The following is a 26,108-nucleotide window of genomic DNA, read 5'->3' on the forward strand; positions in this document are numbered from 1 at the left end:
GGTGTCGTGGCGGAGGTCGTGTGCGAGGTTCAGTCGGCCGCGCCGCAGACCCGCAGTCCCACGGGTGTTCCGCACGGCAGATGGCCGTGGGTGGCGACCACGCCCTTGCCGGTTCCGTTGTCGACGGCGTACGCGAGGAAGCTGGAGGCCAGCGAATCGGCGGGGGGACGGCCGTAGGTGTAGGCGTACTCGATCTCGTGGTATGGGTAGCCGCTCGACTCGAGGAGGTCCAGGTCGGGGGCGTGCCCGTCGAGATTGAGGCGGTGCAGCCCCTTCGGCTGCTCCGGAGTGGAGGCGGCGCGCAGCTCGCTGTAGCCGATCGCGCCCGGCGTGCGGGCCACGGTGTCGAGGACCTGCTCCGTGGAGTCGAGCTCGCAGCGCAGCACCGGCGTGCTGCGGGCTGTGCGGTTGACGCAGTCGTCCGATGACGCGGGCGGTTCGTCTGCGCCGCCGAGGACGCGGCTGATCAGGGCGGAGCGGGTGCCGGAGCCAGAGGTGCGGCTGACCAGGACCACGGGCAGGTCGGGGCCGCCGAGTTGCGACCAGTTACGGATCTCGCCCCGGTAGATGCGGCGCACGTCAGCCACGGACAGATTCGTGAGGTGGACGTCGTCGTGTACGACCAGCGTGAACAGGGAAACCGCGATGCGGCTCTCGCTGAGCTGGGTGTAGCTCGCCGGGCGCGGGCCGTCCGAGAAGGCGATCACCGGTGCGCCCTGCTGGCGCCGGCCCCCGGACAGGGCAAGTTCGCGAACTCCGGTACGGCTGCCGTGCGTGGCGACCGTGATGTCCAGCTTTCCGTCGCAGTGGTTGCGGTACTTCTGTGCCAGCTCGTTCATCACTGGCGCGAACGCCGTCGAACCGGTGAGCCTGAGGCTGCCCGTCTCGCAGTCGTCGGGCAGCGGGCCCGGCAGGAGGAGCGGCAGGGTGGCCGCTGCGATCAGCGCGAGGCCGAGGACGACGGTGGTCCAGCGGGCCTGTTTGCTGAACACCGGTGGCTTCTCGTCGGGCGTCAGGCTGTGGTTTTCGTGGAGCTCGCCGTCCTTGATGTCGCCGGTGACGGCGACCGGAGCACCCTCCTGGCCGCCCGTCAGGAGCACCAGGATCTTGTAGTGGGCACCCGGCTTGAGCGGGACGCGCGGAATGCGCAGAGTGCTCGGGCCCGCGACGGACAGGCCGGGCTGGTCCTCGAAGTAGCCCATCAAATTGGCATGTTCGTTGGGCAGCGTGACGTCCTGCGCCTGGATGCGCCGCCCCGGGAACTCGGCGGTGAGCCCGTACTGCGGCGACGGGTCGATGTAATCGGACTCCTCGACGTGTCGCGATCCGTCGTTCTCGATGCGCAGCAGGACGAGGGTGGCGTCGCGCATCGTGGGCAGGTCGTTGAAGAGGCCGCGGCGCGGGTCCGCACCGCCGGCCTGGCCGTTGTGGCCTATCGCGATGTCCATCTGCTTGCGGAAGCCGATGCGTCTGCTGCGCCGGGCCTGCCGGTCGGCGATGAACGGTGTGCCGATGGAGACGGCGCCGAGCACCAGGCCGGCGGTTGTGAAGGTGATCTCGAGCCATCCCACGAGGCCGACGGTACGGACCCGCCGGGCGATTCGGCGGGGCCGGCGGCGATCGTCTCCGACTGTTCGTCAGGTGTTCAACTTCGGCATGCGGGGATGCGGGTTCGCGGTGAGTCCGGCGGCCGATCCGACGCAGAGTCAAGGAGGCCGCCGATGCCCGGGACCCAGGCGAGGGCTCTGGCGACGGGGCACGTCCGGTCTTGCCGCCAGGTCGGGGACTGATGCCGAGCAGCTGTTGCAGTACCGCTGGGGATGTCTGTGTGCAGAGGTCGAGACGGGAGGCCGATGTCTCGCAGACGTAAGGCGAGTCGGCTGCTGGTCCGCGCTGGCTGGGGGCGTTGGGTGGGGAAGACCCCGTAGCGAAGATCCAGTTCGGCCGGCCTGCGCGCCGCTCAGCGCGTGGGCAGCTGCCGTCCTTGCGGTCTGAAGGGCGTCCACGGTGCGGGCCGGGCCGGCCCGTCGACGTGCCCGCCCTGACGTACGCTGCCCATCGCCCCCTCGTGCTGTACCGGTTGGACTCTTCGTGCCCGCTGCCCCTCGTGCGTCTGCCCGGCACGGACGCATGGGTGCCGGCGCACCGCGCGGCGTTGCGCCACGGTCAGAGCGGCACTTCCGGTCGCGTGCGGGCGGACCACTGGCCGCATGGCTGTCGCTGGCCGCTCTGCTGTTCATTGCGGGCTGCGGGAGAGGGGACAGCCGGATGCCCCCCGTGCGCCCTTGCCGCCTTCTTCCTCGGCTCCCGAGCCAATTGCCGTCCGGCTGCCGCTGGTGAAGGCCGGTGTGGACTATCAACTGGGGGGGGTGAGATCCGCCTCCCGACGGAGTCGGCATCGTCGTCCGCGACCGTACGGCTCGTCCCGCCCCGCCCTAGGGCGCGTATCGGGTCGTGATCAATCTGCGGGTTTCGCTCTTGGGGCGGGACCTGATCCGGTAGATCGTTTTATGTGACGCGAGTGCAACTGACGGATGCGGAGTGGGAGTTCATCGGCCCGTACCTGCCGATCGGCCAGTACGGGCCGTACCCCGAGCGGCTGCGGCAGCAGTTCGAGGGCGTGATCTGGCGGTTCAAGACGGGCGGGCAGTGGCGGGAGATGCCGACCGAGTTCGGCGCCTGGTCAACCGTTTCCAACCGCTTCCGGCAGTGGCGTGACGCGGGTGTGTTCGAGGCCCTGCTGGAGGGGCTGATCGCGGAGGCCGCGAAGCGGGGCGAGGTGGACTTGTCCCTGGTCAGCATCGACTCCACCACCGCGCGGGCCCACCACGACGCCGCGGGGATGCACCTGGACGAGGACGTGCTCACCGCGTTGGAGAAGGCTGCCGCCGAGGAGGAGAAGGCCAGGTCAAAGGGGGCAGCTACGAAGAACGAAACGGGCAGGACGCCGAAGCCGATCCTGAGCGGGAAGAGCGACGACGCATCCGGCGCCGGCGAAAGCTCCGGCTGAAGGCGGCCCTTCTCGGACGCTCGCGGGGCGGGCAGACGAGCAAGGTCCACCTCGCCGCGGACCGCAGGTGCCGCCCGCTGGTGTTCGTCCTGACCGCTGGRCAGGCCGCCGACAGCCCGCAGTTCATCCCGGTGCTGGGGAAGATTCGGGTCCGCGGTCTTGTCGGCCGCCCCCGTACCCGGCCGGACGCGGTCGCCGGGGACAAGGCCTACTCATCCCGCCGCAACCGCGCCCACCTGCGGAAACGCCACATCAAGGCARTCATCCCGGAGAAGTCGGACCAGGCCGCCAACCGGAAGAAGAAGGGCTCCAGGGGCGGCCGGCCCGTCCGCCACGACGCCGACCTCTACAAGGAGAGGAACACCGTCGAGCGCCTGATCAACAAGCTGAAGGCCTGGCGAGGTATCGCCACCCGGTACGACAAGACCCCGGAGAGCTACCTCGCCGGCCTCCACCTGCGCGCCTCGATGATCTGGATCAAAGACCTCACCCGAGGCGCCCATTGATCACGACTCGATACGCGCCCTAGGCCGGTCCGCCCAGGCCGGTCCGGCGGCAGCCGGGTCACTGATGACAAGAAGGGCCGCGGGGCGGGTACGTACGTCTGCATGACCCCTGAGCGACCCGACCCCGCGGTCCCCACCGCCACCTACCGGCTGCAGTTGCGGCCCGACTTCCCGTTCGCGGCCGCGGCGGCCGCGGTGCCGTACCTGGCCTCGCTCGGGGTGTCGCATCTGCACCTGTCCCCCGTCCTGGAGGCGGTGCCGGGCTCGCCGCACGGCTACGACGTGGTGGACCACGCGCGCGTGCGTGCGGAGCTGGGCGGCGAGCAGGCGCTGCGGGCCCTGTCGCACACCGCGCGGGAGCACGGGCTCGGCCTGGTCGTGGACATCGTCCCGAACCACATGGCGATGTCCCCGCGCCACAACCGCGCCCTGTGGGAGGTGCTGCGCGAAGGGCCCGCGTCGCACCACGCGCGGTGGTTCGACATCGACTGGGAGGCCCAGGGCGGCCAGGTGCTGCTGCCGGTGCTGGGCGGGCCGCTCGGCGCGGAGACCGACCGGCTGAAGGCCGACGGCGACGTGCTGCGCTACCACGACCACGCGTTCCCGCTGCGCGAGGGCACGGCCCACCTGCCGCTGCCGCAGCTGCTGGACGCCCAGTGGTACCGCCCGGTGTGGTGGCGCCTGGCCCGTACGGAGCTCAACTACCGGCGGTTCTTCAGCATCTCCGAGCTGATCGGGGTGCGGGTCGAGGACCCGGAGGTGTTCGAGGCCACCCACGCCAAGATCCTCCAGTTGCTGCGCGAGGGCGTGGTCGACGGACTGCGCGTCGACCACCCGGACGGGCTCGCCGACCCGGACGGGTATCTGCGGCGGCTGCACGAGGCTACGGGCGGCCGGTGGACGGTGGTGGAGAAGATCCTGTCCGACGGTGAGCCGCTGCCCGCCTCCTGGCCGGTCTCCGGCACCACCGGCTACGACGCCCTGCGGCACGTGGACGGCCTGTTCACCGACCCGGCGGGGTTCGGGGAGCTGCTCGGCCAGTACCGGCGGTTCGCGGCGCCGCGGACGGACCGGGGCGGCGAGTGGGCGGCGACGGTGCGGCGGGCCGCGTACAAGGTGCTCACGCACGAGCTGGCCACCGAGGTGGACCGGCTGACCCGGGTGGCGCACCGCCTGTGCGCCGGCTCGCCCGAGCCCGCGCTGCGCGACCGCGCGCCCTGGGCGCTGCGCACCGCGCTCCAGGAGCTGCTGGTCCGGCTCGAGGTGTACCGGCCCTACACCTCCGTGGACCCGGCCGGTGTGGTCACCGAGGAGGCGGCGGCCGCGGCACGGCTCGCGTTCGCCGTGCCCGAGGAGGCCGGGGCGGTGGACGTCGTACGGGATCTGGTGCTCGGGCGGTACGGCGACGGGCCGGAGCAGGTGGAGTTCCGTACGCGGTTCGCGCAGACGGCGTCGGCGCTGCGGGCCAAGTCGGTGGAGGACACGGCGTTCTACCGCTATGTGCCGCTGCTGTCGGCGACGGAGGTGGGCCAGGACCCCGGCGACCCGGCGGTGTCCCCGGAGCGGTTCCACGCGTACTGCGCGCGCGTGCAGCGCGACTGGCCGACGACGGGAACGGTGGTGTCGACGCACGACACCAAGCGCAGCGCCGACGTGCGGGCCGCGCTCCATGTGCTCACCGAGTGCCCGCGGCGTTGGGCGGACGTCCTGACGGAGGTGACCCGCACCGGTGAGGGCGTGCCGGACGCACAGCTGGCGTGGGCGGCCTGGCAGACGGTGTTCGGGCTGGGTCCGGCGGATCCGGAGCGGGTGGCGGGGGCGCTGCTCAAGCATGTGCGCGAGGCGGGGCTCCACACGAGCTGGACGGAGCAGGAGCCGCCGTACGAGGAGGCGGTGGCCCGGTTCGTGACGGCGGGGCCGTGCGGGGCGCCGGGCGGGCGGGTGACGGCGCTGCGGGCCTCGCTCGAGCCGCACATCCACGCGAACGTGCTGGGCACCGCCCTGGTCCACCTGACGATGCCGGGCGTGCCCGACGTCTACCAGGGCTCCGAGTTCGAGTACCGGGCCCTGGTGGACCCCGACAACCGGCGCGCGGTGGACTTCCCGGCCGGCGGGCCGTCCGGCCCGGGCACGGGCGTCGGCAGCGACGTCAACAGCGACAGTGGTGTCGGCAAGGACGCGGTGACGCGGGCCGCGCTGCGGCTGCGGGCGCGGCGGCCCGAGGCGTTCGGCGACACGGCGTCGTACGAACCGCTGGCCGCCGAGGGGCCCGGAGCCGCGCACTGTGTGGCGTTCGTGCGGTCCGGTGCGGTGCTGACCGCCGTGACCCGGCTGTCGCTGCGGCTGGCGGAGGCGGGCGGCTGGCGGGAGACCCGGCTGGCGCTGCCACCCGGCCGGTGGGCCGACGTCCTGGAGCCCGGACGGGAGTTCACGGGGCACGCGCGCGTGGCGGAGCTGTTCGAGCGGTCGCCGGTGGCGCTGCTGGAGCGCGCCGCACATCCCCCGGGACCTCCCCCGTCAAACCCTTGACACCGTTCCGTGGCCGTGGGGTACTGCGCAGTGCGACGGTGTGTGGACAACGGGGACGACGGGGGATGACGGGGGGGGTGGGTCTCCTGCCGGAGCTGCGCTATCCGACGGTGGCCGAACTGGTGTCCTCCGCCCGTGCGCTGACGGTCCAACGGCCCGGTCTGAGCGTCCTGCGGCAGGTGGGGTCCTCCCGCGCGGGGCGGCCGCTGCACCTGCTGTCCGTGGGCCACGCCCGGCGTGCCGTGCTGGTGGTCGCCGGTGCCCATGCCAACGAACCGGCCGGCGGGGGCACCCTGCTCGTGCTGGCCCGGCGGGTCCTGGCGGAGAGCGAGCTGCGCAACGGCACGTCCTGGCACTTCCTGCTGTGCGCGGACCCCGACGGGGCGAGCCTCCACAGGACGTCGCCGCCGCACAGCCTGTACGACTACCACCTGGGTTTCTTCCGTCCCCAGGGATCGGAGCAGCCGGAGTGGGCGCCGTCGGTGCTGCCGCCCGGCCGGCTGCCGCCCGAGACCCGGGCCCTGACCGGGGTCATCGACGAGCTGCGGCCCTACCTCCAGGTGTCGCTGCACGGGACCGATCTGGGCGGCAGCTGGGTCCAGTTGACGAGGGACGTGCCGGGGCTCGCCGAGCCGTTCGCCAAGTCGGCCGCGGAGCTGCACATTCCGGTGGAGACCGGTGCCTCGGACGCGGCCGGCTGGCCGGTGTCCGGCCCCGGGGTGCGGGTGATGCCCGCCCCGGAGGCCGGACCGGCGTATCCGAGCCTGCCGGACGACGCGCGGCACAGCACCTGGTACCGCGCTCACCGGTACGGCGGTCTGACAGCGGTCGTCGAGGTGCCGATGTGGGCCGCGGCCCTGGTGGACGACCCCGGCCCGCATCCGGCACCGGCGGCGGCGCTGCGGTATCTCGCGGACCGGCTGCAGCGGGACGCGCGGAAGGTGCGGCAGGTGCTCGAGGAGGCGCGGCCCGGGGCCATGACGGGCGCCGGGGCCGCCGGCGGTCCGCTGCTGCGGGCGGCCACGTGGGGGCTGGAGCTGGTACCGGGACTGGCCGGCGACCTGATCCGCACCCCGCCCGCGGACGGCACGAGGGCGTACGTGAGCAGTGTGGACGCGTTCACGCGGCGGGTGCCGCTGCGGGCGGCGGCGATGCTGCTGCGGGAGCTGCGGGAGACCGACGCGCACGCGGCGGCGCGTCTCGACCGGCTGGTCGCGTTGTGGAGCGACGCCTTCGCCGTGCACTTCCGGGCCCGCTGGGTGCCCGTGCAGCACCAGGTGGAGCACCAGGCCCGCACGGTCGTGGCGGCGGCGCTGCACGCCCGCGCGTGACCGTGCGGCGCGCACCGGCGAGGAGCGGGAAGCCGGAGCGGACCGCCCCGACCCCCCTCCCCTCGTCTACGCCCCGTCCAGGGCGAACACGGAGCCGGTCCGGGCCCTCATCACGCACGCGTTCGGGAAGGTCTCCGTGTACTCGACCGGCCGCCCCCGCCACTTCCCGCGCGCGTGGGCGGTCACCGGGGCGTGGACCATCGTGCAGATGGTGTCCCGTGCCGGGATGTCGGAGATCCGCCCGTTCGCCGCGGCGAGTTCCGCGCAGGCGTCGGCGGCGCGCGGGTGGCCCTGGGGCGGATCGCAGAGGAGCATGCTGCCGGACGTCGTGCCGCTCCGGGGCTCACCCCGGTCGATGCCGACGGCCAGCCAGGTGTCGGGGGCGGCCGCGCCCCGGGTGTCCGCCTGCGCGGGCGCGGGCGCGGCGCAGGCGAGGAGGGCGACCACCGCCAGCAGGGCGCCCCGTACCGCTTTCACTGAGGTGCGCGTGGTGTACATGGTGTACGTCATTCCAGATGCATCGGCACGGCGGTGCCGGAACCCCAGCCCGGCTCACCCGAACGAGAACGTGCGACCGGGAGCCACCATGTCGCGCCGCGCCGCGCTCAGTTCGCCGCGAGCCGGTACGTCATCCGCCCGAAGCCGACCTGGTCGCCCTCGCGGACGACGGCCGCGCCGACCACCCGACGCCCGTTCACCGTCGTGCCGTTGGTCGACCCGAGGTCCCGCAGCACCCACAGGCCGCCCTGCCGGTGGAGCTCCGCGTGCACACGGGAGACCGTCTCGTGGTTGAGCCGCAGCCCGTTGGCGGGATCGCGCCCTATGCGCAGCGGGTGGCCGGTCGCCGGATGGGGCAGCAGCAGCTTCGGCAGCCGCTCGGCCCGCCATGCCCCGCGCAGCCGTACCGTGAACCCGGACACCGCCTCCACGGAGGAGAACAGCAGGCGCGAGAAGCGGCCCTCGGTGGGCAGGTCGGCGGTGAGCGGGGCGAGTTCCTCGGGAGACCGGGCGGCGAGGGCGAGTTCCATGCGCCGGATGAACGTGTCGTGGGACAGCCGTCCCACGGCGGCACCGTCCCGCAGCACCTTCAGCGCCTTGTCGCGCTCCACGTCGGAGAGCCGCGCGGGGTACGTGTTGAACTCGAAGGACGACGTCACGCTGCTGATTGTCGGCCAGCGCGGGGCGGACTGTCCAGGAGACCGGAGAAGCTCCGTCCCGGCCGTCCCCCGCGGTCGCCGGCACCTCCGGCGGCGACACCCGCCGCAAAAGGATCATTCTCCGGCGGATCGGCCTCCCATGCAGCACGATGGACGGGCTACATCACGGTGAGCAGACGAAGGGGAACCGTCCGTGCAGTTCGAGGTGTGGGCACCGCAGGCCGGCAGGGTGACGCTCCAGTGCGACGGCGTCACGCGCACGTTGGCGCGCGATCCGGAACGAGAAGGGTGGTGGCGCGGGGAGGCCGACGCGCGCGACGGCTCCCGGTACGGCTTCTCCCTGGACGACGGGCCCGTGCTGCCCGATCCGCGCTCGCGGCGGCAGCCGGACGGGCCCGACGGGCCGAGCGCGGTCGTCGACCACGAGGCGTACGCCTGGCGCGCGGAGTGGGACGGGCGCCCGCTGCCCGGCGCCGTCCTGTACGAGCTGCATGTGGGCACGTACACGCGCGAGGGCACCTTCGACGCCGCCGCCGAGCGGCTGGAGCACCTCGCCGGACTGGGCGTCACCCATGTGCAGCTGATGCCCGTGTGCCCCTTCCCAGGCCGCCACGGCTGGGGGTACGAGGGGGTCTCGCCGTGGGCGGTGCACGAGCCGTACGGCGGACCCGAGGCGTTGAAACGGTTCGTCGACCGCGCGCACGGCCTGGGGCTGGGCGTCGTCCTCGACGTGGTGCACAACCATCTGGGGCCGTCGGGGAATCATCTCCCCCGGTTCGGCCCGTACTTCACCGACACCCACCACACCCCGTGGGGCGCCGCCGTCAACCTGGACGCGCCCGGCTCCGACGAAGTGCGGGCATATCTCGTGGAGAGCGCGCTGGCGTGGCTGCGGGACTACCGGATCGACGGGCTGCGCCTGGACGCCGTGCACGCGCTGGCGGACACCCGCGCTCACCACTTCCTCGAGGAGCTGTCGGCGGCCGTGGACGCGCTGGCCGCCGACACCGGCCGGCCGCTGTTCCTGATCGCCGAGTCGGACCGGAACGACCCCCGGGACATCACCCCCCGCGCGGCGGGCGGCCACGGGCTGCACGCGCAGTGGAACGACGACTTCCACCACGCCCTGCACACCGCGCTGACCGGTGAGTCGCAGGGCTACTACGCCGACTTCGCGCGCGCCCCGTTCGCGGCTCTCGCCAAGACGCTCCGCGGCGGTTTCTTCCACGACGGCACGTACTCCACGTTCCGCGGCCGGCGTCACGGCCGGCCCCTGGACCGCACGCGGGTCGCCGGACACCGGCTTCTCGGCTACAGCCAGACCCACGACCAGGTCGGCAACCGGGCCCGGGGGGACCGGCTGGCCGCGCTGGTCTCCCCGGGCCTGCTGGCCTGCGCGGCGGCCCTCACCCTGACGGCCCCGTTCACACCGATGCTGTTCATGGGCGAGGAGTGGGCGGCCGGCACACCCTGGCAGTTCTTCACCGACCACACCGACGCCGAGCTCGCCGAGGCGGTGCGCGACGGCAGGCGCCGGGAGTTCGCGGCGCACGGCTGGGCCGAGGAGGACGTGCCCGACCCACAGGATCCCGCCACCCGCGACCGCTCCTGCCTCGACTGGTCGGAGCCGGAGCGCGAGCCCCACGCGCGCGTGCTGGCCTGGTACCGGCAGCTCGTCGCCCTGCGGCACGCCCAGCCGGACCTCACCGACCCCGACCTCGCCGACACCAGGGTGGTGCACGACGAGGAGCGGCGCTGGCTGGCCTTCCGGCGCGGGGACGTGCTGGTGGCCGTGAACCTGGGCGGCGAACCGGTCCCGATCGCGCTGGGCGTCCCGCACGCGCGCGTGCTCGCCGCCTGGGAACCGGTCGACGTGCCGGGCACCGACGGGGTGCTGCGCCTGCCCGGTGAGTCCGCGGTGGTGCTGCTCCAGGAGTGAGGGCCGGGGCGCCGGGACCCGGCGGTCGGGCGTGCCTCCAGGGCGTGCCTCCGGGCATGACTCAAGGCATGTCGTCGGTGCCGCGGAGGTCCGTCACCCGCTCCAGGAGGATCGCCTCCCAGGCCCGGCGCAGCCGGACCCGCAGCAGCGGCAGCGGGCCGGTGCCCCTGCCGCCGAGCGCCTCGGCGAGGTGCAGGACGCTGTCGCAACGGGCCAGCCAGAGCCCGCGCAGACAGGGGCGGGCGCCGTAGCCGGCGAGGGTGGCGGCGCGTACGGCGGCCGGGGAGCCCACGGCGCACGCCAGACCGGCGATGTCCTCGGCGGGGTCGCCGATCACCGCTCCCGCCCAGCCGAGGACACCGCGTACCCGGCCTTCGGCACTGACCACGAGATGCGCGCCGGTGAGGTCGTGGTGGACGAGGACCGCCGAGGCCGGCTGGGCAGTGAGCTGGACGGCGGCGGACGGGGTGAGGTGCCGCAGTCTGCCGGGCGCGAACTCGTCGGCCTCGGCGAGCCGTTCGGCGGCCCGTCCGGCGGCCCGGCGCAGGGACTCCAGGGAGCGAGGGGGGACCCGCGGCACGCCCAGCGTCTCCGCCTGCCGCACCTGCACCTCGCGCAGCCCGGTGAGCAGCGCGGCCAGGTCGGCCTCGCCCCCGGCGGACACCCGGTGCTCCTCCGCCGACCCGCCGGGCAGCCTGGTGTCCAGGGTGCAGACCAGGCCGGGCGCCCACTCGCCGTGCGCCACGCTCGACGGCACCGCGACCGGGACGTGCGGCCGGACGAGTTCGCGCAGCCGCAGCTCACGGCGCCTGCGGGTGCTCGCCGCCCGGTCGGGGGCCAGCCGCAGCACATGGCGGGTGCCGACCCACCAGGTGGCGGGTTCGGCGCCCTCGCCGACGGGCCGCACGTCCACTCCGTCCGGTCCGGCGGCGGTGTCCGCGCCTCCCCCCTCGTGCTGCAGGAGGGTACGGACCAGTCGGCGGACGGTGTCCGCGGTGGGTGTCGGTGCCTGGGTCATGGTCGCGCCTGGTGTCGTTCGATAGACGTTGCGGAACGTCTGGGGCCACTCAGTCCACTATGACCGCTTTCCGTACGCCCTCCATGCGGGCGGCGGATCCCTCGGCGGTGAAGGGAGCGAGCGTACTGCCGGTCATCCGGACCTCCCGGGGCGTACCCGTGGACCACGTGCGGTTACGGACAGCTACGTTCGGCTACGTGCGGTCATGGGCAGTATCCTGCCCGGCGGACGGGGGCCGCGCGAGCCGGTCCACCGCGTTCAGCCGGTCGTGTCGCCTTCTCCGAGACGCCCGCGGCCCGCTTCCCGGTGGTCGGGTGACGAGGCCGGGGGCGGCCGTGATCCGCTGGTGGCCGCCAGGCAGGGGGCCCCGCCCGGCGTTGCGGCTGAGGCCGGCTCCCCCTCAGGAGAGGGAAACCACGGGCAGCGGGGGTGTGCGGTCCGGCAGGAACCGGTGGGCCCGGCCCGAGAGCCACTCGTCCTTGTAGCGGTCCACGCTCCGGTGCCAGTTCAGGATGCCCGCCAGCCAGTTCCGCAGGTCCAGCACATAGTCCCGCATGATCGCGCGAGCCTCCGGGGAGAGCTCGAAGTCCTCGTACAGCACGGGCAGTTCGTGTTCCACGACATGCTCGAACTGTTCCAGGCGTCGGCTCATCAGATCGTGGACGATGCCGAGGGCCCTCGGGTAGTCGCAGCCGAAGAAGGTCTGCACGACGAGAATCGCGTTGTGGATCTCGCCCTCGTACTCGATCTCCTTCTGGTACGAGAAGACGTCGTTCAGCAGGCAGGCGTAGTCGATGGCCGCGTTCTCCAGGGAGCGGACCGGGCCGCTGCGGTAGACCTCGGGCGCCACGGCGGGGCCGTGGCCCATCCGGCACAGACCGAGCGTGAGGTCGGAACCGAAGGTCTGCCGGCGCATCTCCAGGTAGTCGACCGGGTCGGGCACGCGGTGCAGCATCTGGTTGCCCAGTTCCCACAACCAGCTCTCGGTCATGTCGTTCACGGCCTTCTTCAGGACGGCCCGCTCCTCGGGCGTCATGGCCGCCGTGGTGCGCGCCCACAGGTCGGTCAGGGCCCGCTCCATGGCGTTGGCCGCCGGTGGCACCGGTTCACCGTCGACGGGCATGCAGTCCGACAGGCGTGCCGTGGTCAGCCGCGCGGCGGCCAGATCACGGCGGTGTCCGTAGACCAGCGGGTAGTAGTCGTCGCCATACGTGCCCCAGGCGAGCCACTGGGCGCTGAGGTCGAGCGCCTCGGGAGTGGCGTCCGGGTCGAGTCCGGCCGAGCACAGCGCGAGGTCGTAGGCGGCGAGCTTGTCCTCGTCCCACACTCCCTCGGCGAGGATGCCCGTTTGCCGGCACCAGTCGACGAGGGCGCTGCGGGAGGCGTCGAGGTGCGGGCTGAGTCCCAGCGGGAAAGGCATCCGGATGTCGGGGATCAGGGACGGGCCGACCTTCTGGTACGGCACATGGGTGTGGGCCCGCAGCCTCCCCCACTGCCTGGACGGCGTGGGAGGTGCCCCCATCGTCCCCGCGGCGGCGAGCAGTCCCCGCACGTCGGCGGCCGAGGTGCCGGGCCCGGTCGGGCCCGCCCACGGGCCGGTCCGTCGCGCGCCCTCGTTCATGTACCTGCTGGATCGCAGGTGCCATTCGTGACCGCCGGACTGCCAGTCCTGCAGCCCCTTCGCGTACGCCGCCACGGCCGCGACCTCGTGCGGGGCGAGGCCCTGCTCCAGGGCGACCGCGGGCACTTCGGTGAACGCGGTGTGCTCGAACTGGTGCAGTCGTGAGGTGAGGATGTCGTTGACGGTGTCGGCGGCCTCCTGCGTGGTGCAGCCGAAGAAGGTCTCCAGGACGAGCACGCCGTTGCTGTTCTCACCCTCGTCCTCGACCTCGCGCTGGTAGGAGAACAGGTCGTTGCGCAGGTGCACGGCGTCGGAGAACGTCTCCATCAGCACCCGCAGCGGCCTGGATCCGGCGACGGCGGCGGGCACTTCGGCCGTCGCGTACTCGACGAGCCCTGCCGACCAGGGGGCGCCGCCCACCTTGCGGCGCATCTCGATGTACTCGACGGGGTTGGCGATCCGCCCCTCGTTGATGTTGGACAGCTCCCACAGCGACTCGTTGAGGAGGTGCTCCGTGGCGAGGGCGAACCGGGCGCGCCAGTCCTGGGACATCGCGGGTACCGTGCGCGCCCACAGGTCGGCGAGGCCCGCCTCGACCGGGTTCCGCGGCTCGGGGACCGGGGTCGCGGGGTCCAGCGGCATGAACAGCGGCAGCCGGTCCAGGTGGGCCTTGCCTCCCTCACGGTCCTGGCTGCGCTTGAACAGCTCCAGGAAGTGGTCGTCGAAGAAGAAGACCCACACGTACCAGTCGGTGATGAGGGAGAGTGCGGGCCCGTCGCAGTCGGGATGGGTGTAGGCGCAGAGCAGGCCGTAGTCGTGGGCGTCGAGGTCGGCCTGGTTCCAGACTCCGGAGCCCTCCAGCATGCCCATCTCGCGCGCCCACACCGACGAGTGGGCGCGGGCCTGATCGAGATGCGGGTTCAGCCGCGCGGGGTGCGGCAGGTAGAAGTGCGGAAGTTCGAACGGCTGACTCGCTGAGGACACCGAGGACGCCGAGGACGCCGAGGACACTGAAGACATGGCCGGGCACTACCCGTGGGCCCGCGGCGGCATCCACCGGCCCGTCCATGATCACACCATCGCGTGAAACCTCGCCGATACGCCGAAAACGGGTTTCGGCATGCTATGTCCGCACCTGGATCAGCGCGTGGGTGCCGCTGGTGCGCCAGCGTTGCTCCTCGGCCGCGACCAGCGCCTCCTCCGTACCGGGTGCCAGGCCGGTGACGACGTCGGACTTCAGGGTGCGCAGGGCCGCGACCGGCCCCGGGAAGTACCCGGTGGCCTCCGCGAACGGCGTGGTCGGCGGCCACTGCCGATCGCCGACCAGGCGGCGGTAGTTGAGGTCTCCCTTGACGATGGTGACGGCGGCCCGGGCGAAGTCGGCGCGGAGGTCGTCCGGCATCTCCTCGTAGGGCAGCGGGGAGCAGGAGAAGGGGTGCGCGCGCAGGGCGAGCCGTCCGTCGGCGAGGGCGTCCCGGAGCCGGCGCCCGTGGTCGGCCGCTGCCGCCCCGGCGTCGGTCAGCCGGCGCAGCGCGTCGACGACGTCGGCGGTGGTGGCGTCGGAGACGTAGTACGGGTACGGCTTGACGTGCAGCATCACCCGGCCGATGTGCCCGTGGGCCAGCAGGTGGTCGATGAGCAGCAGATCGGGGACGAGTTCGCGGCCGGCGTTGTCGGCGACCAGCACCAGGGTGCTCGCCGGGCCCGCGTGGGAGGGGTCCAGCAGCGACCACAGGCGCTCGCTGTCGTCGGACACCAGCGCGGGAACGGCCTCCGCGAGGTCGGTTCCCTCGGCGGACAGCCGGAAGCCGAGGTCGGCGCGGTTTCCCCAGAGGGAGCCGTGCAGCAGGGCCCGGCCCCGTTCGTCCGCGGGCCGCCCGGCGAGGTCGTCGAGCGCGGCGAGTTCCCCGCCGGTCTCGGACGAGTCGAGTTCGGCGAGCTTGGAGGGGCGGAAGGGGTCGATGCCCTGCCAGGGTCCGGGGCCGAAGTAACCCACGGCTCCCAGCAGTTGACGATAGAACCAGCTCTCGGACCACAGCCAGGGCACGTCGTACCAGGACTGTCCGGTGTATGTGTCCATCCCCCAGGCCTTCCAGCGGTCCCGGTCGTGGGCGTCGGCGGGGAGGGCCTCGATCGCGCCTCGGGTGCAGTTGGCCAGCAGCGCGTCGAGCGCGTGCCGCTGCGCGGGCTCGTAGGGGAAGGCGTCGCGCACCTGCCGGATGATCGCGGGGTGCCGCTCGGCGAGCACGCCGTGCGGGAACGAGCCGGGCCGGTTGCCGAGGAGCACGGGAGCGGTGGGGGTGTCGGGCATGCGGCTCACCGTAACGCGCGGCGCCGGCCGGCGTGACCGGCCGCACCGGCAGGGGCGGCCGCGCCGACGGCAGGGGCGGCCGGGCGGGTCACACCGGGGCGATCTCCCGCTCCAGCCGTGCGGCCAGGCTGAGATAGCGCGCCCTGCGGGTCACCGGCACCAGGCCCCTGATGAGGATCTGCCACATCTCCGCGGTGCGGCGGGGCTGCCGGGCGACGGGTTCCCGGGAGCGGCCCACGACCCTGGTGCCGATGAAGAAGCAGACGAGGGAGTGGGCCACGACCTCGATGTCGACCTCCGGGTGGACGTCGGCCTCCTTGACCGCGCCGAGGAGCCGGGCGGTGACGATGTCCATCCACTCGGCGAAGGGGTGGCTGAGCGGGGGGCGCGGCCGGGTGCCCCCGGTGGCGAGCCGGAGCCCCGCCCGCAGCACGGGGTCCTCGGCCGACAGGCGGGCTATGCAGAAGGTGAGACGCATCAGCGCCTCCAGGGAGGTGTGGCCACGGGTCTCGATGTCCCTGGCCAGTCGGCGGCAGGTGGCGGACTGGAGCTCCAGGATCGCGTGGGCCAGGTCCTCCTTCGCGGCGAAGTGGAAGTACAGGGCCCCCTTGGTGACGTGGGCGTGCTCGACGATGTCGCTGAGACTCGTCGATTCGTACCCCTGCCGGTCGAACAGATCGGCGGCGGCCGTGATGATCGTCGCGCGGGTCTGCTCGGCGCGTACCTGCCTCGCCATCGCCTGAACTCCTGAGCCGGAAAGGAACGGGTCGTGCCGTTTGTTTTTACCCCGAGTACACGATAACTCACCCTGTGGCGGCGCCCGTTCCAGCGGTTCGTCCCGTGATGCGGTACACATCCGGCAATTCAAGTTCGGACGCCGAAAGAAAACAGCACGTCCGGTATCCGAGTGTGGCAGCTGCGTCGGCAAAAGAGAACGGCGGGCGGATCCGGACGGAACGCGTCGCAATGTGTCACCGTGGCCCGCCAACGCCCCGGAAATCCTTCGGGGTTGATCCGGAGCAAGCCCGTCCGCGCCTGTCGGGCGGGCCCGTTCGGGTTCCGTACCGGCCGCGCGGTTAGGGGCGGGAAGGGGGCGGCCACCCCTGTCACCTCGGAACTCACCGTTCATCACAATGCGGCAGCGGCATCTCACTTCACGTGGCCCCTCACTTGACTACCAGTGGTGCGACGCGATTGGCTCCGGCCAGCGAGAGTCACCTGATCGGCGTAACACCCCGCGACTCCGCCCCTGCTTCCGTCTCCTCACTTGCTCGGCCGTACAGCGAGGTCCGCTCCCTCATGAACACTCGTCCCCCGTCCCACGGTTTCCCGAGACGGCCCGTCCGCCCGGCCGTGCTCGCGGCAGCCGTCGGTCTGCTGGTGACCGGCTGCTCCGCCTTCGACGTGACCGGCGACTCCTCGGACTCCAGGAGCGCGGGTGCGGCCGGCGACGGGATGAGGGTCGTGATGGTGACGCACGGCGGTGAGGGGGACGCCTTCTGGGACAGGGTGCGCAAGGGCGCCGAGGCCGCCGCGGCGAAGGACGGCATCGACCTCACCTATGTGAGCGACGCGGACCCGGCTGGCCAGGCCGAACTGGTGCGCGACGCGGTCCGCGACAAGGTGGACGGCATCGCCCTCACGCTGGCCAAACCGCAGGCGATGAAGGGCGCGGTGAAGGAGGCACGCGAGGCGGGCATCCCCGTGGTCGGGCTCAACTCCGGCATCGGCGCCTGGAAGTCGACAGGGCTGCTGGAGTACTTCGGTCAGGACGACGGCGTCGCGGGCCAGGCCGTCGGCAACAAGCTGAAAGAACTGAAGGCCGAGCACGCCCTCTGCGTCATCCACGAGCGGGGCAACGTCGGGCTGGAGGCGCGCTGCGCCGGTATGCGCAAGACGTTCGACGGGAAGACCGAGAACCTCTACGTGGACGGTTCCGACGAACGCGCCGTCTCCGGCATCGTCACCGCCCGGCTGCGCCAGGACCCGACCATCGACGAGGTGGTCGCCAACGGCGCGCAGCAGGCCCTCCTCGTGGCCGACGCCGCCAAGAAGGCGGACACCGGGGCGCACGTGGCCACCTTCGATCTCAACAAGGACCTGGTGGACGCCGTCCGCAGGGGCACCATCCGGTTCGCCGTCGACCAGCAGCCCTATCTCCAGGGCTATCTCTCCGTGGACGCGCTGTGGTTGTACCGGACCAACGGCAACATCAGCGGCGGCGGGGTGTCACCCGTGCTCACCGGGCCGGCGTTCGTCACGAAGACCAACGCCGCCTCGGTCGCCGAGTTCGCCGCCAACGGAACCCGGTGACGGTCGCCTCCGGTGAAGACCTACTCGAGGACTCGGTTACGCACGGGCTGTACGGTCACCTGTGCGGATGACCTCCCGCGCATCACCCGGAAGTAACCGGACGTGCGTCCGGCCCATCCGTCCGCAGGCTGTTCCCCGACTGCTCTGCACCCGCAATCCCCGCTGATCCGACCGCTCTAGGACGACGATGTCTCCACGGACAGGCGCCCGGCGCCGTCTCGGCTCCATACGTCTCTCGCTGGTCCTCCTGGCCCTGGTGCCCAGCGTCACCCTCGCCGCCATGTGGGGCGTGACGACGATCCGGATGTTCTCGGAGGGGCTTCAGCTCCGTGCACAGACCGAGTTGAGCCGGTCGACCGGCGCGATGGGCACCGAGGCGACCCTCGCGTTGCAGCAGGAGCGGAGACTGTCCGCGGCCTGGCTGGTCTCGCCCGAGACGTCCCGGGCCGCCCTCGAGGCGCAGCGCGAGAAGACGGACGTGGCGGTGGCGAAGCTGCTCGGGCAGGCCGACGCGATCGCCGAGGCGCCGGCCCGTGTGTCGGAACGGCTGTACTCGGTGCTCGGTTCGGTGGGCAGCCTCGAGTACTACCGGGGCCAAGTGGACAAACCGAGCGACATCACCGCCGAGCAGGCGCTCGACCAGTACACCTCGATCATCAACGACCAGATCCACGCCTTCCAGGAACTGTCGCAGGTCGACGACGGCGACCTGACCTCGCAGGCCGGGCCGTTGGTCTCGCTGGAGCACGCGGCGGAACTGGTGTCCAAGGAGGACACGCGGCTCACCCTGGCCTGGCCGTCCGGGGAGCTCGACGAGCCGTCCTGGTCCGCCTTCGCGGGGTCGGTCGCCACCCGTCGCTGGCTGATCGGGGACCAGATCGTGCCGTCCCTGCGCGGCGGCACCAAGACGCAGACCGAGCGGATCCTGCACAGCCCGGAGTGGCGCACCCTGCAGGAGATCGAGAACGAGGTGCTCGCCGTCCACCCCACCGCGGAGGGCACGGCCGAGCTGCCGGACGCGCAGGAGCGGTGGGACGCGGCCCTGACCGAGGTCACACCGCAGTACGCCGCTCTGATCCGGCAGCAGACCGACGCGCTGCTCACCCGCAGCGCCGACGAGGCCCGCGGTCTGCTGCTGACCGCGGCGGCGCTCAGCGCCGGCGGACTGCTCGCCCTGCTGCTGTGCGTCGGCATGTCGTGGCGGATCACCCGCTCGCTGTCCCGCCGGCTGCACGGCCTGCGGATGGCCACCCTCAGCCTCGCCGAGGAGCGGCTGCCCGACGTGGTGGCCCGGCTGGAGCGGGGCGAGAAGGTCGACGCCGAGTCGGCGACCACTCCGCTGGACTACGGCCACGACGAACTCGGCCAGGTCGCCCAGGCGTTCAACACCGCGCAGCGCACCGCGGTGCACACGGCGGTCGAACTCGCCGACACCAGGCGTGGGTTCCAGAAGATCATCCTGGGCATCGCACGGCAGAGCCAGAACCTCGTCAACCTCCAGCTCAGCAAGCTCGACGCGCTGGAACGCCGGCACACCGACCCCGAGGTCCTCAAGGGGCTGTACGAACTGGACTCCACGGCAAGCCAGTTGCGCCGGTACGAGGAGAACCTGGTCATCGTCAGCGGTGAACGGCCCGGCCGTTCGTGGAGCGAACCGGTCGCACTGATCGACATCCTGCGCAGCGCCGTCGGTGAAGTCGCCGAGTACCAGCGGGTGGAGGTGCACACCGACGAGGAGGTGGCGCTGGCTCCACCCGCGGTGGCCGACGTCATCCACCTGCTGGCCGAGCTGATCGACAACGCGACGGTGTACTCGCCCGCGCCGAGCCCCGTCGGGGTGCGTGCCGCGTTGGTGGCCAAGGGCCTCGCCATCGAGGTCGAGGACCGGGGACTCGGCATGTCCGAGGACGACTACGCCTCGCTGAACGCCCAGTTGGCCAAGCCCCCGCAGTTCGACGTGGTGGCCCTCGCCGACGACCTGCGGCTCGGCATGTTCGTGATCTCCCAGCTGGCCCACCGGCACGGCATCGCCGTCACCCTGCGCCCGTCGCCGTACGGCGGGACGACGGCGATCGTGCTGCTCCCGCACGCGATCGTGGTGTGCGACGCGCCGCACGAGGCCGGGGCCGCCCCCGCCGTCGGGGCGAACGGACACCGCACGGCGACCGACCCGGACCGGGCGGCCGCCACCGGCACCACGGACACGGCGGACGCCAAGGACGCCAAGGACGCCAAGAAGCCCGAGAACGCTGCGGACGCCCGGCCCCCCGCGACCGATGCGACCGACGCGACCGCGGGTACGGCGCCGCCCCGGCCCGGGGCCGCCGTACGGACCACTCCCCGCCCGGCCACGGCCGCGCCCGGGCTCACCCCGCTCCCCCGCCGGGTGCCGCAGACCAGCCTGGCCGCCGAACTGCGGGAGGAGGTGGCGGTGTCCGTCACCGAGCACGACTCCGAGCACTTCACGGCGGAAGACGCGGCCTCCTCCCTGGCCGGCTTCCAGCGCGGCACGTCCCAGGCACGTGCGGAAGGCGACGACGCCCGTACCGACGACGGTGCCGTGCCACCGGCCGCCACCACCGGCACGAGGGCCTCCTCCGGGGCCCCCGCCGGCTCCCGAGAGCTCCCGGACCCCCCGAATCCGCCCTCCGACCGCTGAACGCCGACGAAGGAACACAGAAATGACACGCCCCGTACCCGCCACTCACACCCAGCTCGATCAGCTGCTCACCGGACTCGTGGAGCGGGTCGCCGAGGTGAACCAGGCCGTGGTGCTGTCCGAGGACGGTCTGGTGGTCAGCAAGTCCACCGGGTTCCTGCGCGACGACGCGGAGCGTCTGGCGGCCACCGCGTCCGGACTGATGAGCCTCAGCAAGGGCGTCAGCATGGACTTCCGCGGCGGCCCGGTGCGCCAGGCGCTCATCGAGATGGCCAACAGCTACCTGATCCTCACCTCGGCCGGGCCGGGCGCCCATCTCGTGGTGCTGACCGGACCGGGCGCGGACGTCGGCGTGGTCGCCTACCAGATGAACATGCTGGTGAAGAAGATCGGCGAGCATCTCAGCGCGGCGCCCCGGGGCACGGCAGACCCCGCCGTCGACTCCGGCGCGTGAGGTGGGCGGAGGCGATGTCGCGGGCCGGCTCGTCCGACCGTTCACCCTGACCGGTGGCCGGACGCGGCCCAGCCGCGCCGACTTCACGCTCATCACAACGGTGACGGCGGTCGATCCGCAGCCCGAGGCGGCCGCCCGGCCACAGCCCGAACACACCCGCATCCTGCGGCTGTGCGCGGAGCCCATCGCGGTGGCGGAACTCGCCGCCCGCCTCGACCTCCCGATGAGCGTGGTCGTCATCATGCTCTGCGACCTGCTGGAGGCGGGCCGGATCACGGTCCGCCCGCCGCACCACGTCACCCGCACCACCCCGGACCTGGATCTGCTGCAGAAAGTGAGGGACGGACTTGGCCGGCTCTGACACCACCGCTCAGGCACCCACCGCGCGTTCGGCGCCCGACACGGTCAAGATCCTGATCGCCGGGGGCTTCGGCGTGGGCAAGACCACCATGGTCGGCTCGGTCAGCGAGATCGCCCCGCTGCGCACCGAGGAACCGCTGACCATGGCGGGCCTGGACATCGACGACCTCGAGGGCATCGAGGAGAAACGTGACACCACGGTGGCGATGGACTTCGGCCGGATCACCGTCTCCGACGACCTGGTGCTGTACCTCTTCGGTACGCCGGGCCAGCAGCGGTTCTGGTTCATGTGGAACGACCTGGCCCTCGGCGCGCTCGGCGCGGTGGTCCTGGTCGATGTGCGCAGGCCCAAGTCCAGTTTCGCCGCGATCGACTTCTTCGAGCGCCGGGGCATCCCGTTCGTCGTCGCCGTGAACGGCTTCCACGGGGAGCATCCCTATCCGGTCGAGGACATCCGGGAGTCGCTGACCCTGCCGGAGGGCGTGCCGGTGCTGCTCTGCGACGCGCGGGAGCGCGAGTCGTCCAGGGACGTGCTGATCGCCCTGCTCGACCGGCTGATCGCGGAGGCGGCTTAGGGCCTGTCCGGCGGATCATGCCGCAGACGCGGGGGCCGGCACGCTCACCCGCGCCGACAAGGCACCGTCGATTCCCTGCAAGCTGATCCGCCGGACAGGCCCTGGGCACGGTGAACGGCGCAGGGGGTGCGGCCCGTTCACCGCACCCCGCGCGGGGTCAGTCCAGTCCGGCCGACTTCAGCCAGGCCTTCGCCACGTCCAGCGGGTCCTTCTTCTCCAGCTGGACCTGGGCGTCGAGGTCGAGCAGGGTCTCGGTGTCCAGCTCGGCGGAGACCGCGTTGAGCGCGTCGACGCCCTCCTGGGAGAGGGCGTCCTTGTGGACCAGCGGGGTCACGTTGGCGAAACCGAAGAGGTTCTCCGGGTCCTTCAGGACGACGAACTTCTCCTTGACGATGGTCGGGTCCGTGGTGAAGACGTCCGCGGCCTGGACCTCGTTCCTGGTGAGCGCCGCCTGGGTGAGCGGGCCGCCCGCGTCGAGCGCCTTGAAGGACTTGAACTTCAGGCCGTAGACGGTCTCCAGGCCCTTCAGGCCCTGTTGCCGGGTCTGGAATTCGGGCGAGCCGCCGATCACCATCTCCGGTGCGGCGTCCTTGAGGTCGGCGAGGGTCGACGGCGCCGTGAGACCGTACTTCTTCGCCGTCCGGGCGTTGACGCTGACCGAGTCCTTGTTCTCGGCCGGCGACGGGTCCAGCAGCGTCAGCTTCTTGTCGAGCTTGGCCTTGACGGCGGCGTTGACCGCGTCGGCGGACTCCTGTTCGGCCTCGGGGTCGAGGTAGGCGAGCAGGGAGCCGTTGTACTCGGGCAGGACGGTGACGGAACCGTTCTTCATCAGGCCGTAGGTCGTCTCCCGGCTGCCGATGTTGTGCTTGTAGGTGACCTTGAGGCCCTTGGCCCTCAGCGCCTCGCCGTAGATGTCGGCGAGCAGGGTGCTCTCGGCGAAGTTGTTGGAGCCGACGACGACGGTGCCGGCCTCCGCCTTCTCCTCCTCGAGGGGGTTGTCGGAGGTGTCGCCGGACGAACAGCCCGCGAGCAGCGCCGTCGCGGCGCTGAGCGCGATGAGCGCCGCGCCGGTGTGCCTCGTCCTGGACCTGCTGCTCTTCGCGGTAGGAGTCATCCACCGATCCAATCCAGCCGGTTGACGGCCGTCAAGCGCGGCCGGATCACGGTTGTCACTCGGCTGCCCGTGCGTGCGGGGCCGGTTCAGCGCCGTCGTACGCCCGGTGACACCACCAGCCGTCCCACCGCCCAGAACAGCGCGAGCGTGACGAGGGCCAGGACCGCCACCAGGGTGGCCCCGCCGACCACCTTCTCGTAGTCGCGCTGGTAGAGCCCGTCGATGATGTACCGGCCGAGGCCGCCCAGGCTGACGTACGCGGCGATGGTGGCCGTCGACACGATCTGGATGGCCGCCGAGCGCAGCCCGCTCAGGATCAGCGGCAGCGCCACCGGCACCTCGACCCGGAACAGGATGTGCGACTCGCGCATGCCCATGCCGCGGGCGGCGTCCACCGGGGAGGGGTCCACCGTGCGGACGGCCTCGTAGGTGGTCACCAGGATCGGCGGAACGGCCAGCACGACCAGCGGGATCATGACGGGCAGCAGGCCGAAGCCGATCAACAGCACCACCAGCACCAGCAGGCCGAAACTGGGCAGGGCGCGGGCGGCGTTGGCGATGAAGGCGAGTGCGTTCCCGCCGCGGCCGGTGTGCCCGGTCAGCAGGCCGACGGGCAGTCCGATCGCGGCGGCGATCACGAGGGCCAGCAGCGAGTACCGGACGTGTTCGAGGAAGCGCTGCGGGATGCCGTCGTAGCCGTGCCAGTGGGCGCTGTCGCTGAAGAAGGCGTTCATGAAGTCGAGGATGTTCACCGGGCCGCGCCCCCGGCTTCGTACGGCTCGGGGCGTGCGGCGGGTCTCGGCCGTGTGCCGCGGGGCATCCACGGCGTGAGCAGCACCCTGAGCAGGACCAGCAGCGCGTCGCACAGGATCGCCAGCACGGCCATCGTGACCACGGAGTTCACCGCGAGTTCGGGCCGGTCGTACTTCTGCGCGGCCGCGAGCAGGTTGCCGAGGGCCCCCTGATTGCCGATCAGGGCGCCGACGCTGACCAGGGAGATGCTGGACGCGGTGGCCACCCGCAGACCGGCGATGATGGCGGGGGCGGCGATCGGCAACTGCACCTGGGTGTACCGGCGTACGGGGCCGAAGCCCATGGCGGTGGCCGCGGCCAGCGTCTCCGGCGGCACCGAGCGCACCCCGTCGACGATCGCCGGGACCAGCACCACCAGGCTGTACAGGGCCAGCGGGATCATCACGGTGAGTTCGGTCTGGCCGGTGTAGTCGATGAGGACGACGAAGAACGCCAGCGACGGGACGGCGTACAGCACGGTCGTCATGCCCAGGACCGGCGGGTACAGCCAGCGGAAGCGTCCGCACAGCTGGGCGATGGGCAGCGCGAGCAACAGCCCGGCCGCGACCGGGATCAGCGCCTCCCTCAGGTGCAGTCCGATCAGGCCCGCCCAGCTGTGCTGGAGGTCGCTGGGGATGTCGAAGAAGCCGCTCATCCGGCGACCTTCTCGTCGCCGGTGCGGCCGTCTCGGTGAGCGGTGCGGATGGCGTCGCCGATGGTCTGCTGGGAGACGACGCCCCGCACCCGGCCGGCGTCGTCCACGGCGACGGCCCAGCCGGTGGGGGAGAGCACCGCGCAGTCGAGCGCGACCCGCAGCGAGTCCACGCCGGGCACGAACGGCCGCCCGTACGGCAGCAGCCGGTCCGGTCTGATGTCCCCGGCGGTCAGCCGGCGGGGCTCGGACCAGCCGAGCGGGCGCCCCTCGTCGTCGGTCACCAGGAGGTGGGGGGCGTTCGACGCGCCGATCCGCTCGGCGGTGGCGTCCGGCGGGATCACCGCGTCGGTGGCCAGTTCCAGCGCGGCGGTGGTGAGGAAGGAGAGCCGCCGGATGCCCCGGTCGGCGCCGAGGAAGTCCTCGACGAACGCGTCCGCGGGGTCGGACAGCAGCTCGGCGGGCGGCGCGTACTGGGCGAGCCGGCCGCCTTCGCGCAGTACGGCGACCATGGTGCCGAGTTTGACCGCCTCGTCGATGTCATGCGTGACGAAGACGATGGTCTTGCCCAACTCTTCCTGAATCCTGAGTAGTTCGTCCTGCAACCCCTTGCGGACCACCGGGTCGACGGCCGAGAACGGCTCGTCCATCAGCAGCACCGGCGGGTCCGCGGCGAGCGCGCGTGCCACTCCGACGCGCTGCTGCTGGCCGCCGGAGAGCTGGTACGGGTACCGCTTGGCCAGGGCGGTGTCCAGACCCACCCGCTCCATCAGCTCCGCCGCCCGCTCCCGGGCCCGCTGCTTGCCCCAGCCGAGCATGCGCGGCACGGTGGCGATGTTGTCGACGATCGTGCGGTGCTGGAAGAGTCCGGCGTTCTGGATGACGTACCCCATGGACCGGCGCAGGGTGGTGACCGGTCGGTGCTGGATGTCCGCACCGTCGAGCAGGATCGTTCCCTCGGTGGGTTCGACCATGCGGTTGATCATGCGCAGGGTGGTCGTCTTGCCACAGCCCGACGGTCCGACCAGGACGGTGATCGAGCGGTCGGGGATCTCCAGGGAGAGCCGGTCGACCGCCACCGTGCCGTCCGGGTAGCGCTTCGTCACTGAGTCGATCCGTATCAAGACGCCGAACACCCTTCGGGTGGCTGGAAGTTTCCGGCCGAGCCGGCCGCACGGTCTGCCGCCGGTCGAGTGTAGACGGCACCTCCGACAGCGCCCGGGGGGGACACGCCCCCGCGCTACGCGGCCACCTGCCCCGCCCCGACCTCGGGAAACCACCCAGGAGGGGGAGGGCCGCCGGGAATCCCGGCGGCCCTCCCCCTCACCACGGCTCGGCGCGCGTCCGCGCGGATCAGCCCTCGGTGGGCTGCAGCTTCAGCGAGATGCTGTTGATGCAGTACCGCTGGTCCGTGGGCGTCGGGTACCCCTCGCCCTCGAAGACGTGCCCGAGGTGAGAGCCGCAGCGGGAGCAGCGCACCTCGGTGCGCACCATGCCGTGCGACCGGTCCTCGACCAGCTCGACCGCCTCGGAGTCCCGCGGGTCGTAGAAGGAGGGCCAGCCGCAGTGCGACTCGAACTTGGTCTTCGAGGTGAACAGTTCGGCGCCGCAGGCGCGGCACGCGTAGACGCCCTCGGTCTTCGTGTCGGTGTACTCACCGGTGAAGGCCGGCTCCGTGCCCGCCTGGCGCAGGACGGCGTACTCGGACGGCGACAGCTCCGCGCGCCACTGCTCGTCCGGCTTCTCCACGTCGTACGACATGAGCCT

Annotated in this window: 20 protein-coding genes and 1 pseudogene; 9 read left to right on the top strand and 12 right to left on the bottom strand. The window is 72.1% G+C overall.

The genetic code is table 11. The annotated features are described in order from the left end of the window. Positions 1–29: 29 nt before the first annotated feature. A complete protein-coding gene (locus DIZ27_RS19425; RefSeq protein ID WP_258308452.1) occupies positions 30–1,571 on the bottom strand; it encodes a PstS family phosphate ABC transporter substrate-binding protein in 1,542 nt (513 codons plus the stop codon). 941 nt (positions 1,572–2,512) lie between these two features. Between DIZ27_RS19425 and DIZ27_RS19430 the strand changes: the two are divergent. The 3 genes and pseudogenes from DIZ27_RS19430 (at position 2,513) to DIZ27_RS19440 (ending at position 7,376) form a co-directional block, all read left to right on the top strand. Then, positions 2,513–3,516, top strand: a pseudogene (locus DIZ27_RS19430) (IS5 family transposase). A gap of 102 nt (positions 3,517–3,618) precedes the next feature. Continuing rightward, on the top strand, positions 3,619–6,045 hold the full coding sequence (gene treY, locus DIZ27_RS19435) for a malto-oligosyltrehalose synthase (RefSeq protein WP_109379703.1): 2,427 nt from the start codon (positions 3,619–3,621) through the stop codon (positions 6,043–6,045). A 77-nt stretch (positions 6,046–6,122) separates the two neighbouring features. Beyond that, positions 6,123–7,376, top strand: coding sequence for a M14 family zinc carboxypeptidase (locus DIZ27_RS19440; RefSeq protein WP_109379704.1), 1,254 nt, complete (start codon positions 6,123–6,125; stop codon positions 7,374–7,376). 66 nt (positions 7,377–7,442) lie between these two features. On the opposite strand, the gene DIZ27_RS19445 is transcribed toward DIZ27_RS19440, so the two are convergent. Both DIZ27_RS19445 and DIZ27_RS19450 read right to left on the bottom strand, forming a co-directional pair. After that, positions 7,443–7,886, bottom strand: a complete 444-nt coding sequence (locus tag DIZ27_RS19445; protein WP_109379705.1) for an SSI family serine proteinase inhibitor — start codon at positions 7,884–7,886, stop codon at positions 7,443–7,445. A 95-nt stretch (positions 7,887–7,981) separates the two neighbouring features. After that, positions 7,982–8,533: a DUF1707 and FHA domain-containing protein gene (locus DIZ27_RS19450; protein WP_109379706.1), complete on the bottom strand. Its 552-nt coding sequence runs from the start codon at positions 8,531–8,533 to the stop codon at positions 7,982–7,984. 193 nt (positions 8,534–8,726) lie between these two features. Between DIZ27_RS19450 and treZ the strand changes: the two genes are divergently transcribed. Next, the gene (gene treZ / locus DIZ27_RS19455) at positions 8,727–10,472 is read left to right on the top strand and encodes a malto-oligosyltrehalose trehalohydrolase (protein ID WP_109379707.1); all 1,746 of its coding nucleotides are present in this window, start codon (positions 8,727–8,729) and stop codon (positions 10,470–10,472) included. 61 nt (positions 10,473–10,533) lie between these two features. Here treZ and DIZ27_RS19460 read toward each other — a convergent pair whose 3' ends face one another. The 4 genes from DIZ27_RS19460 to DIZ27_RS19475 all read right to left on the bottom strand — a co-directional run bounded on the left by DIZ27_RS19460 (position 10,534) and on the right by DIZ27_RS19475 (position 16,158). Then, on the bottom strand, positions 10,534–11,490 hold the full coding sequence (locus DIZ27_RS19460; RefSeq protein WP_109379708.1) for an aminoglycoside phosphotransferase family protein: 957 nt from the start codon (positions 11,488–11,490) through the stop codon (positions 10,534–10,536). 400 nt (positions 11,491–11,890) lie between these two features. Beyond that, positions 11,891–14,131 carry a germacradienol/geosmin synthase Cyc2 gene (cyc2, locus tag DIZ27_RS19465; RefSeq protein ID WP_109379709.1) on the bottom strand — a complete coding sequence of 747 codons (2,241 nt, stop codon included), beginning with the start codon at positions 14,129–14,131 and terminating at the stop codon, positions 11,891–11,893. Between the two features lie 103 nt (positions 14,132–14,234). After that, the gene (locus DIZ27_RS19470) at positions 14,235–15,422 is read right to left on the bottom strand and encodes a damage-control phosphatase ARMT1 family protein (protein ID WP_109379710.1); all 1,188 of its coding nucleotides are present in this window, start codon (positions 15,420–15,422) and stop codon (positions 14,235–14,237) included. Positions 15,423–15,510: 88 nt separating this feature from the next. After that, positions 15,511–16,158, bottom strand: coding sequence for a ScbR family autoregulator-binding transcription factor (locus tag DIZ27_RS19475; RefSeq protein WP_109379711.1), 648 nt, complete (start codon positions 16,156–16,158; stop codon positions 15,511–15,513). A 563-nt stretch (positions 16,159–16,721) separates the two neighbouring features. Here DIZ27_RS19475 and DIZ27_RS19480 point away from each other — a divergent pair. The 5 genes from DIZ27_RS19480 (at position 16,722) to DIZ27_RS19500 (ending at position 21,783) form a co-directional block, all read left to right on the top strand. After that, a complete protein-coding gene (locus tag DIZ27_RS19480; protein WP_109379712.1) occupies positions 16,722–17,735 on the top strand; it encodes a substrate-binding domain-containing protein in 1,014 nt (337 codons plus the stop codon). Between the two features lie 187 nt (positions 17,736–17,922). After that, on the top strand, positions 17,923–20,394 hold the full coding sequence (locus DIZ27_RS19485; protein ID WP_109379713.1) for a nitrate- and nitrite sensing domain-containing protein: 2,472 nt from the start codon (positions 17,923–17,925) through the stop codon (positions 20,392–20,394). 22 nt (positions 20,395–20,416) lie between these two features. Next, complete coding sequence (locus DIZ27_RS19490) at positions 20,417–20,848, top strand: roadblock/LC7 domain-containing protein (RefSeq protein WP_109379714.1); 432 nt, start codon at positions 20,417–20,419, stop codon at positions 20,846–20,848. 1 nt (position 20,849) lies between these two features. Further along, positions 20,850–21,209 (top strand): DUF742 domain-containing protein, encoded by a 360-nt coding sequence (locus DIZ27_RS19495; protein ID WP_109379715.1) that lies wholly within the window; start codon positions 20,850–20,852, stop codon positions 21,207–21,209. Further along, positions 21,196–21,783: an ATP/GTP-binding protein gene (locus DIZ27_RS19500; protein WP_109379716.1), complete on the top strand. Its 588-nt coding sequence runs from the start codon at positions 21,196–21,198 to the stop codon at positions 21,781–21,783. Before DIZ27_RS19495 ends, DIZ27_RS19500 begins: the two co-directional genes overlap by 14 nt. A gap of 157 nt (positions 21,784–21,940) precedes the next feature. Here the strand turns inward: DIZ27_RS19500 and DIZ27_RS19505 are convergent, their stop codons facing one another. The 5 genes from DIZ27_RS19505 to msrB all read right to left on the bottom strand — a co-directional run bounded on the left by DIZ27_RS19505 (position 21,941) and on the right by msrB (position 26,102). After that, a complete protein-coding gene (locus tag DIZ27_RS19505) occupies positions 21,941–22,897 on the bottom strand; it encodes an ABC transporter substrate-binding protein (protein ID WP_109379717.1) in 957 nt (318 codons plus the stop codon). Positions 22,898–22,983: 86 nt separating this feature from the next. Then, the gene (locus tag DIZ27_RS19510; protein ID WP_109379718.1) at positions 22,984–23,649 is read right to left on the bottom strand and encodes an ABC transporter permease; all 666 of its coding nucleotides are present in this window, start codon (positions 23,647–23,649) and stop codon (positions 22,984–22,986) included. After that, positions 23,646–24,344 carry an ABC transporter permease gene (locus tag DIZ27_RS19515; RefSeq protein ID WP_109379719.1) on the bottom strand — a complete coding sequence of 233 codons (699 nt, stop codon included), beginning with the start codon at positions 24,342–24,344 and terminating at the stop codon, positions 23,646–23,648. Before DIZ27_RS19515 ends, DIZ27_RS19510 begins: the two co-directional genes overlap by 4 nt. Continuing rightward, on the bottom strand, positions 24,341–25,465 hold the full coding sequence (locus DIZ27_RS19520) for an ABC transporter ATP-binding protein (RefSeq protein WP_181383599.1): 1,125 nt from the start codon (positions 25,463–25,465) through the stop codon (positions 24,341–24,343). The genes DIZ27_RS19515 and DIZ27_RS19520 overlap by 4 nt, the downstream gene beginning before the upstream one ends. Before the next feature lie 229 nt (positions 25,466–25,694). Further along, positions 25,695–26,102, bottom strand: coding sequence for a peptide-methionine (R)-S-oxide reductase MsrB (gene msrB, locus DIZ27_RS19525; RefSeq protein WP_109379720.1), 408 nt, complete (start codon positions 26,100–26,102; stop codon positions 25,695–25,697). Positions 26,103–26,108: the final 6 nt, after the last annotated feature.

This window comes from Streptomyces sp. NWU339 (assembly GCF_003143855.1).
Classification (GTDB): Bacteria; Actinomycetota; Actinomycetes; order Streptomycetales; family Streptomycetaceae; genus Streptomyces.